This window comes from Marinobacter sp. MBR-99 (genome assembly GCF_040547575.1).
Taxonomy (GTDB): Bacteria; Pseudomonadota; Gammaproteobacteria; order Pseudomonadales; family Oleiphilaceae; genus Marinobacter.
Window position 1 is genome coordinate 1 of record NZ_JBEPPY010000037.1, and the last position, 8,628, is coordinate 8,628.

At 55.0% G+C, this 8,628-nt stretch carries 8 protein-coding genes, 4 tRNA genes and 1 rRNA gene; all 13 read left to right on the forward strand.

The window, feature by feature from the left end; all coding sequences use genetic code 11:
• Positions 1–77 (forward strand): 5S ribosomal RNA (rrf, locus tag ABIE59_RS20045); the annotation flags it as partial.
• 212 nt (positions 78–289) lie between these two features.
• Complete coding sequence (locus ABIE59_RS19620; protein WP_354449488.1) at positions 290–1,492, forward strand: DUF6160 family protein; 1,203 nt, start codon at positions 290–292, stop codon at positions 1,490–1,492.
• Entirely contained in the window at positions 1,492–2,577 is a 1,086-nt protein-coding gene (locus ABIE59_RS19625) for a hypothetical protein (protein ID WP_354449490.1), read from the forward strand. Before ABIE59_RS19620 ends, ABIE59_RS19625 begins: the two co-directional genes overlap by 1 nt.
• Positions 2,574–3,125: a hypothetical protein gene (locus ABIE59_RS19630; protein ID WP_354449492.1), complete on the forward strand. Its 552-nt coding sequence runs from the start codon at positions 2,574–2,576 to the stop codon at positions 3,123–3,125. Before ABIE59_RS19625 ends, ABIE59_RS19630 begins: the two co-directional genes overlap by 4 nt.
• 11 nt (positions 3,126–3,136) lie before the next feature.
• Complete coding sequence (locus tag ABIE59_RS19635; protein WP_354449494.1) at positions 3,137–5,512, forward strand: DUF6160 family protein; 2,376 nt, start codon at positions 3,137–3,139, stop codon at positions 5,510–5,512.
• Between the two features lie 114 nt (positions 5,513–5,626).
• Positions 5,627–6,592, forward strand: a complete 966-nt coding sequence (locus ABIE59_RS19640; RefSeq protein WP_354449495.1) for a biotin--[acetyl-CoA-carboxylase] ligase — start codon at positions 5,627–5,629, stop codon at positions 6,590–6,592.
• Positions 6,589–7,323 (forward strand): type III pantothenate kinase, encoded by a 735-nt coding sequence (locus ABIE59_RS19645; protein WP_354449496.1) that lies wholly within the window; start codon positions 6,589–6,591, stop codon positions 7,321–7,323. Before ABIE59_RS19640 ends, ABIE59_RS19645 begins: the two co-directional genes overlap by 4 nt.
• Positions 7,320–7,952: a hypothetical protein gene (locus tag ABIE59_RS19650; protein ID WP_354449497.1), complete on the forward strand. Its 633-nt coding sequence runs from the start codon at positions 7,320–7,322 to the stop codon at positions 7,950–7,952. The genes ABIE59_RS19645 and ABIE59_RS19650 overlap by 4 nt, the downstream gene beginning before the upstream one ends.
• A gap of 31 nt (positions 7,953–7,983) precedes the next feature.
• Positions 7,984–8,059 (forward strand) — tRNA-Thr (locus ABIE59_RS19655).
• Positions 8,060–8,099: 40 nt separating this feature from the next.
• Positions 8,100–8,183, forward strand: a tRNA-Tyr gene (locus ABIE59_RS19660).
• A 10-nt stretch (positions 8,184–8,193) separates the two neighbouring features.
• A tRNA-Gly gene (locus ABIE59_RS19665) sits at positions 8,194–8,268 on the forward strand.
• A gap of 13 nt (positions 8,269–8,281) precedes the next feature.
• Positions 8,282–8,357 (forward strand) — tRNA-Thr (locus ABIE59_RS19670).
• Positions 8,358–8,407: 50 nt separating this feature from the next.
• Positions 8,408–8,628, forward strand: a 221-nt coding sequence (locus tag ABIE59_RS19675) for a GTP-binding protein (RefSeq protein WP_354449498.1), incomplete at its 3' end; no start/stop codon positions are given.

Genomic DNA, 8,628 nt, shown 5'->3' on the forward strand with positions numbered 1-8,628 from the left:
TCCCGAACTCAGAAGTGAAACAGACCAGCGCCGATGGTAGTGTGGTTCGCCCATGTGAGAGTAGGTCATCGTCAGGCTCCTAATACCGAAAGCCCTAGCATCTTTGATGCCGGGGCTTTTTTATTTGTGTTTTCGAAAGTATGACTCGCCGCACAGCTACAACCTGCAAACAAAGTTAACATTCGGTAAAGACTGGCCGACTCGGAATATAAAAAGAGCCAGCTTCAGAGACACTCATCAGTCATTCAATCGATGCCGTCAATAACAAGAAACGGCGCAGGGTGTGGCTATGAGTAGAAAACTGCAGGCACTTGTTGTTGCCATTGTTTCCCTGCCGGTATTCGCCGAAGCAGGTCTTCAGCCTATTTCCGATGAGCAGATGTCGGAAGTCACCGGGCAGGCATTCCTTTCGGTTGATCGCCAATACCATCCTGATCCCGATAACAGTACCTCTTATACCCGCGTTAACCTGGGTATGGACATTGAAATCCAGACAAACGTAGATGTCCTGGAACTTGGGCGCTATGAGCGCGAGGGCGAAAAGGCCGGCACGTCTGACGTCTTGATAAGGGATTTCGGGCTCGGCTACATCAATAATCAGGCCTATTATCAACGCAACCCCAAGGCGGCGAAGCAATATCGTCCGGATGGATCCTCCTATAACGAGAACGAAATAGTTCCGTTCATGATCGATAACCCCTTTTTCGAGTTTGCTTTTGATGAGGCGACCAATGAAGTAGTTGGTGTTCGTCTTGGCTTTGGAGAGGCCATGGGAGTTCTGTCTGGTAAGATCGAAACCCTGACCGGTAATGTGAATGTCGATATCATTGACCGTGGCGAAGGCCTGCGGGATGCCAGTTCGAGCGGTAATTTCTTCGATAGGCTAATTGTATTGCTGACTCCTCTTCTGGAAGGCGGCAGCCCCCTGGCAACCAAAGCGCAGCTGGTCTACGGCGATGATAGCGATCCCCGGGTTGGTGAGCTTGACCCGATAAGAGCAGAATACATCGGTATCCCCAACGGCGAAAAATTCGTTCTGGAGAACGCGGGCAGCTTCACCCGCTGGTCGGTTAAAAACCTGATTGGCTGGGGTTCGAGCTCGGAGATAGAGGTTCCCAATTGTTCATTCTTTAGCTGCGGCTCCGGTGATATCTACGTGTATGCCGATGGCTGCAGAGTGTTGGGCATTGACGCCTGTTTTGATCTGGATATTTACAACAGCTTCCCTATAGGGCAGGTAGAGGAGGTTAACGGAGAGCGAAGGCTCACCGGCCCTGCGGACGGAGCGTTCATTTCTTTCCAGACAAAAGATCTGGATTGGCTGAAAGACGTTAAGAAGAGCGATCTGACGGTGGAGGACTTTATCCGGGCGACCTCAGGAGCCTTCTTTAATATTCCGAACGGTGCCACCGAGGTTAACCTGAACGAAGCCCTGAATGGGACCGACCGATATCGTACCGAGTATATCGATCGTGGCCGGGGGTTGTTCTGATGAGCGGGCGTAGGCTGTCCTGTAAAGCCTGCTTCGGGTCTGCCTGTGCTGGCGTGTTTCTTGTTCTGGTTGCTATGACTCCGGCCTCCGCCCTGGCGGAGCTGGAGCGGCTCGCCGAGTCGGAGATGTCGGAGATAGATGGCACAGGTATTGGTCTGGTATTCGATAACTTTACCTTTTCCCATGGCACTGACCGGCCGGACACCGACGGCAACCAGGCACGTATCTTCCGTATTTCCGGTATCAAGAGTACCGATGGCCGGGAAGTGGATATCACTGTCAATCACCTGTATATCGCAGGCGCCAACTCAAATTATGGGGAAAACCTGACGCCGGTGAATCTTGGCCGGCTGGTTAACCCGTGGCGAATCGATATTGTTGACGGTAATGACATTGGCGTTCCCGATAAGGCGGTTCTAGAACTGGCTGCGCCGAGCAAGATTTCCGGGACTGAAGGGTTCGACTGCATGGGTGGGTCTGCCACTGCCGGCAGTGGTCAATGCTCCAGTCGGCCAGCCACGGCTGACTGGATTGGCGAGCGAGCGTATATCGGTATGCAGATGAATGTGGCGGTTGGCGATGACCGGTCGGCGAATCTCAATATCCATGCCCGAAGCGCTGTAATTGATGGCAGTTATCTGCGCTTGTGGGGTGATGATCAGCGTCGACAGATGGCGGGGCAGTTCAAGCTTAACTTCTATTCACCCGAAGTGTCGATCAATGCCTGTTCACAGGACGGTGCAACCTGTGGTTCCCGGATTACCATGTCGGATTTTGCACTGGAACTTGCGCTTGGTAACAGTCTGCAGCCGGTGTTTTTCGATGTTGATGGTGGCGGCAATTTTGTTCTGGAGGTGGATGCCATTCGTTCGCCCGGTGCCGGCCAGATTGCTGCAAATGGATTAAGGGCCGGGAGTAACGCCCAAACCTGGGATTTCTATCAGGACTACTACAGCAACCCGGATTACCGAAGCAATCTCCAAATTGGTAATTTCAGTGTTGGTGACCGGGATTTCGGTGCTGCAAGGGTTGAAGGCATGCTCATACAGCATCTGCATATACAGACAAAGGACCTGGCGCCATGACTTTTTCATTTGCGTTTCCTGTGGTCACGCTGTCCCTGGTAGCAAGTCTCACCTTTCCGGCCAGAGCAGAGATGGCCCCCCTGGGTGATGATGTGTTGTCGGAGGTGGCGGGCCAAGGTGGAATCTACCTTTCAGGTGATATCAGCATTAATGAAATGGGTGGTCCTGTGGAGAACGCTTATTTCGGCCGTTGCGATGAGACGGACAAAAAATGCGGTGCCCGGTTTGCCTTCCGCCTGAAAGAAGATGGTGGCTGGATGGTTCTCGATGAAATTCGGGGGCTTTTTGCCTTTGAGGGTTTAACGCTCCGTGTGAGAAAGATCGATTCCGGATTTGGTGGCGATGGCGAACTGTTTGACCGGGATGTTATTGAGTTGGGCCTGCCGGACACCGTCCGATTCACCGATGTAAATTTCAAGGTCGCGGCCAGCAGCACCGCCAGGCCGACCGATCCGGGATTTATCCAGACCGACATATTTGCAATTCAGATGCAGGGTGATGTCATCATGCAGGGCAATCTCCTGGTCTTTCCGGACGGAAACCCATGAGGAAAAACCTAATGGCCATGACAGATGTTCGGCGTACTCCAGCTCATCTTTTGCTGGCATCGATGGTGCCTGTACTTGTTAATCCTGTGGCCGCCATGGAGCGGTTGGATGATGCCGCCCTGTCACAGATTCAGGGGCAGAGCGGTATCACCTTGGAGATGGAGTTGAACCTCTCCGCCGACCGGCTCTCTTATTACGACGATGGCAAGGGTGTGCACCTGGAAGGGGTTCGCGTGGGGTCCTCCCGGGGCGATGAGTCTGGAGCATTTCATCGGATCAAAGTGGACATTGGCGCCGATGCATCATTGAACCTCGACTACCTTGTGGAAGATCGGAGAATCGAGTTTTCAGATATACGCCTGGCTGGGGCCCCCGGTGTGGGTATGGGGGGGCTATTCTTTGATCACTCCCTGCAGGGCACCCTGCGGATTCATCAAGGCGGAGCCGTGGGTGGCAATGGTTACACCTTCGATACCGCCTACACCATGACCGGCGGCCGGCTGGGATATCGAACCAATGGCAACAGTGTTTTTCTCGATGATATCACCATGGATGTCCAGGCTCTTGGGGTTACGCTGGATGTTGTGGGCGATTCGCTGCAACTGGTTTCCCCGGAGGTCAATGGTGCCTGGAGTGTTGGAGCCATTCGCTACAGCAATCAACCTGGTGATTACGGTCAAACCTTGCCAAGTTATGGGGGGGTGCAGGGTAATTATCAGCTCTCCTCGGTGACCGACATCCGAGCCGGTGGCCGGTCGGGTGAGGGGTTAAGGCTGGATAATGAAACCACCATACACACGGCATCGTTTATCTACCTGGATGATGGCAACAGCTTGGCTTTGCGGGATATCACCGGTAACTATCGCATACAGGACCTTCGCCTGGATGTCTCAGAGGACCGGCGTGGCCGGCCTGCGGTTGCGCTGACCCTTGGTGGATTGCAGGGTAATCTGAATATCGGCTCTATAGAGGTAGGCAGCAGCGGCCGAAGCTTTGGCTCGCTGAATCTGTCGTTTTTATTGGAAGACCAGATATTCAGCGGCCGAACTTATCGCAATGAGCTGTATCTCCAGGGTGGCGGACACCCGGACGCCGGCCCGCAGGGGCTGCGCATGGCAACGGAGTGGAGTTTGCGCCTCGCGGATCTGAGCTACACAGAAGATGGCAACCGGGTGATCTTCAGCGGTCTGCAATCCTGGGGATCGGGGGATGTCACCGTCAATGTCACGCGCAACGAAGTACGTAACGGCACACGGTTCTACGATGGCCTGCGAATTGGCTTTGAAGGCCTGGAAGCGGGGTATCGTATCAACGGGCTCAGAGTTGGCAATGATGACGCACCGCTTCAGGGCGGTACCGAGCTGCTGTTGGCGCTGGGATTCTATCCCGCCTATGAGTTCGAACTGGATGGACATATAACTCTGGGTGCTGGTGGCGCCTCGGGAGAGGGGCTCACAATTAATTCTGACATCCAGATTCGGGATGGTAAGGCTGCCGTGATCGCCGCTCCCTACGATGAAGGTAATGGCGAAGTCGCCCATAAGGGACTCTGGCTGACCGAAATGAGTTATGACGGCCACATCCGGGATATGACATTGGATGTGACCGAAGAGGGTTTGGCCATTGCCACCGGCGAATCCTGGAGCACCATGGATATAGGCAATGTGCGGGTGGGCACCAAAAGCGATGGCGCCAGTATGGGGAGGTTACGCATTCAAAAGTACCAGGCAGGCAGCACAACTTTGGTGAGACCGGGCGGGGCGGGTGATGTCTGTGTCGGAGGTTCCGGTAGCACGGAGGGTGCCTGTGCGGCCTCTGGAGGGCAGTGGGAGACTCGGGGTAGCGAAGGTGTAACGATCGACATGGCGCAGGTGCTGGCCCGTGCCGAGGGCGATGACAAGAAGAACGCCTTGATGTGGGAAAGTAATCGCGCGGTAGATGGTCAGGGAAGGCCGATAAACAACACCGGTATGCAATTGTTGGTTAACGATATCTACACCAGTGATGGCGGTGACTTCGACGGCGACGGCGTTGACGACAATCGCTTCGGCATTCGTACCGAACTCTCCGTAGATGTGTATCAGACCAGGGTTACCAAGAAAGAAGATGGTCCTGACGCACAGGGCGTAACCGGAAATCGCGGTGATGAAAAGATCATGAGCCCCGGTTCGGCGGCTGGGTACCGGTATGTCGCAAACCCCGGGCCCGGGGATATCGCTAACCGCCCACTGGGTTTTGCGGTTAAGGCGGACACCCGTTTCAAAGAGCTTTCAATCAATAATATTGATCTGATACATCCGGTTGGTGGCGCTCAAACCGTCGTCTACGGCGCAAAATTCCAGAATGTGGATATCCGTGCGAACCTGACCGCAACGCCCATACCCTGAGCAGTCAGTGTTTCGGTTCTGGCAAAGGGGCAGTCAAGGCGACTGTCCTTTTGTGTTTTTGGCTGTCCTGTTGTTTAATCCGGGCTGTTCAATGTCGCCTCCGGAAGTTGTTTCATGAAATCCAGTTCACTGCTATCCCTTCTTGAAGATCGTCAGGTTCATTCCGGCGAATCTCTGGCGCAAACGCTTGGTATATCCCGAACGGCAGTCTGGAAACAGATTCGTCGGGCCCAGGCCGAAGGTGTGGAAATCAAGACGATCCGGGGGCAGGGGTACCAGTTGGTGTCGGCTCTGGATTTGCTGGCCAGCGACCGTATTCAGAAAGCTCTGCCGCAACACCTGCACAACGTCGTTGTTCTCAGTGTTCTGGATAGCGTCGACTCAACCAACGCGGAAGTGGCGCGACGGTTGGCGGGAGGACTGGAGGGCGTGCCGGTGGTGGTTTCTGACAGCCAGACAGCAGGTCGTGGTCGCCGTGGGCGTGAATGGGTGAGCCCGCGGGGAGAAAACCTTTACCTGAGCCTGGGTTTGAGTGTTCAGGGAGGCTTTTCTGCACTCGATGGTATGAGCCTGGTGCTGGGCGTGGCGGTCAGTCGGGCGTTGTCGGCTCTTGGGGCTGGGGATGTCGGTTTGAAGTGGCCCAATGACCTGTTCTCTGGTGACCGAAAGCTGGGTGGAATACTGGTTGAAATTCAGGGCGAGCTACAGGATGGAGAGGTGCAGGTGATCGCTGGTATCGGGATTAACGTGCATATGAAGCAGGCTGAAACGGTGGATCAGCCCTGGATTAGCCTGGCCGAGGCCTGGCCAAGTGTGCTTTGGACGCGAAACACATTGGCTGCAGCTATTGTGTCAGAGGTTATAGCGATGACGGCGGAGTTTGAACGCCAGGGATTTTCCTCGTTCAGGGATGAGTGGCAGGCCCGGGATATTTTTTTCGACAAGGAGTTGGTCGCCAGAGATGGCGGCGTAGAGGGTTGGGGCGCCGGCATTGACAGTAACGGTAACTACCAGGTGGATACCGCTGAGGGGCTGGTGGCCGTTAGGGCGGGAGATATCAGCTTGCGGATTCGTTCATGATTCTTCTGTTGGACTGCGGCAACACCAGGGTGAAGTGGCGCCTGCTGGCGGGCGGGATCATCGAGCATGAGGGTAGTGGCGCCCTCAACGAGTCGCACCTTTTTACATCGCTGGCGCCGTTGGCTGGCAGGATTGAGCGTGTAGCGGTGTCTACGGTCGCATCCGAGCAGAGTCGGGAGCTTCTGGAAGAGGCAGTGGCAACCGTCACTGCGGCCCCGGTTCAATATTACTGGGCGGAGGCCAGCAGGGCCGGACTGAGGAACTCTTATCCGGACGTCAGCAAAATGGGAGCCGATCGATGGCACGCTATGGTGGCTGCCTGGGTTCCCGCTCGAAAGAGTTGTGCGGTAGTGGATGCGGGCAGTGCCGTGACAATCGATTATGTCGATGGGCAAGGTCACCACCTGGGAGGGTATATTCTTCCGGGTCTGCAGATGATGCGTCGGAGTCTCAAACTGGATGCTGCCCGTATCGGCTTCGAATACGATGATCAGATCAACGCTGTGCCGGGGCGCTCTACCGGTGAATGCGCGAATCATGGTCTGGCTTGGCTGACCGAAAGCCTTGTTCAGCGTTTATCAGGTGATGTGGCCAGGTTCCGGCTGGATAGAGTTGTTTTAACTGGCGGAGACGCAGGCCGGTTTCTGTCGCTGGGTCTCAAGGCAGAGCATCGCCCTGCTCTGGTGCTTGAGGGATTGGAAATAGTCGATGTTCAGGAGCAGGCAGTATGAGGCTGTTGTCACTCCTGTTGCTGCTTGCCAACCTGGCCGTCTGGCTTGCCCCGGGCTGGCTGCCACCGGTTGCCTATGAGCCGTCAGCCGGCGGCGTACTACCCAGAGTGGCCAGCCTGAAAGTGCCGGGAGAGAGTGAACCGACGCAGGCCGGCGAATGTCTTAGGATTGGTTGGTTTGATTCCGGCGAGGCCGCGTCGGCATTTGCCGCGCGGATAGGCGAGCCTTTCCGGCTTGAGGAGCGGGAACGGGAACTGCCGCCTTTGAACTGGGTAATGATACCACCGCAGCCCAGGGATGTAGCGTTGTCCCAGTTTCGAAATCTGTACAGTCGTGGTGTCGAATCTTACGTGGTGACCGAGGGGGAGTACCGAAACGCCATTTCCCTTGGCCTGTTTGAGTCGAGGTCTGCCGCAGAGTCTGTACTGGAGGAAAAAAAACGACAGAATCTCAATGTAGTGCTGGTCAACTTCCCCCGAAATCGTATAGGATACGCCCTCGTTTTTGATGTTGAGCCAGCAAGGGAAACCGAGGTGGTTCAGGCGGTTGAGGCGGAAAGTCACAGCAATTTCGACTTCGTTGAAATCTACGCTTGTGAAGGTGTTGCATCACCAGAAAAAAATCCGTAGTATACCGCCCTCGCTGAACAGGCGAATGTGAGCTGGCGTAGCTCAGTTGGTAGAGCAGCTGACTTGTAATCAGCAGGTCGGGGGTTCGATTCCGTCCGCCAGCTCCACTTTAAGTTTTGAGCAGGTTTGCGGTTGCAAATCTGTACGGGAGGGGTTCCCGAGTGGCCAAAGGGATCAGACTGTAAATCTGACGCGAAAGCTTCGCAGGTTCGAATCCTGCCCCCTCCACCACTAATTGCTCGCGGGCATCGTATAGTGGCTATTACCTCAGCCTTCCAAGCTGATGACGTGGGTTCGATTCCCACTGCCCGCTCCAATTTGGTTTCAATGCTCATGTAGCTCAGTCGGTAGAGCACATCCTTGGTAAGGATGAGGTCACCGGTTCAATTCCGGTCATGAGCTCCATTTTTATCCGGTCAACGTTACGATCCTGGTTGATTAGGGAGATTGGTCGAATGTCTAAAGCAAAGTTTGAGCGTAACAAGCCGCACGTAAACGTGGGCACCATTGGTCACGTTGACCATGGTAAGACCACTCTGACAGCCGCCCTGACTCGTGTATGTCACGAAGTATGGGGTACCGGTGAGAGCCGTGCTTTCGATCAGATCGATAACGCACCGGAAGAGCGTGCGCGTGGTATCACCATTGCGACCTCTCACGTTGAGTACGATTCTCC

Excerpts from the sequence above, each read along its gene's own strand:
- ABIE59_RS19635 (WP_354449494.1), top strand. The coding sequence starts at position 3,137 with ATGGCCATGACAGATGTTCGGCGTACTCCAGCTCATCTTTTGCTGGCA.
- ABIE59_RS19630 (WP_354449492.1), top strand. The coding sequence starts at position 2,574 with ATGACTTTTTCATTTGCGTTTCCTGTGGTCACGCTGTCCCTGGTAGCA.
- ABIE59_RS19620 (WP_354449488.1), top strand. The coding sequence starts at position 290 with ATGAGTAGAAAACTGCAGGCACTTGTTGTTGCCATTGTTTCCCTGCCG.
- ABIE59_RS19625 (WP_354449490.1), top strand. The coding sequence starts at position 1,492 with ATGAGCGGGCGTAGGCTGTCCTGTAAAGCCTGCTTCGGGTCTGCCTGT.
- ABIE59_RS19650 (WP_354449497.1), top strand. The coding sequence starts at position 7,320 with ATGAGGCTGTTGTCACTCCTGTTGCTGCTTGCCAACCTGGCCGTCTGG.
- ABIE59_RS19645 (WP_354449496.1), top strand. The coding sequence starts at position 6,589 with ATGATTCTTCTGTTGGACTGCGGCAACACCAGGGTGAAGTGGCGCCTG.
- ABIE59_RS19640 (WP_354449495.1), top strand. The coding sequence starts at position 5,627 with ATGAAATCCAGTTCACTGCTATCCCTTCTTGAAGATCGTCAGGTTCAT.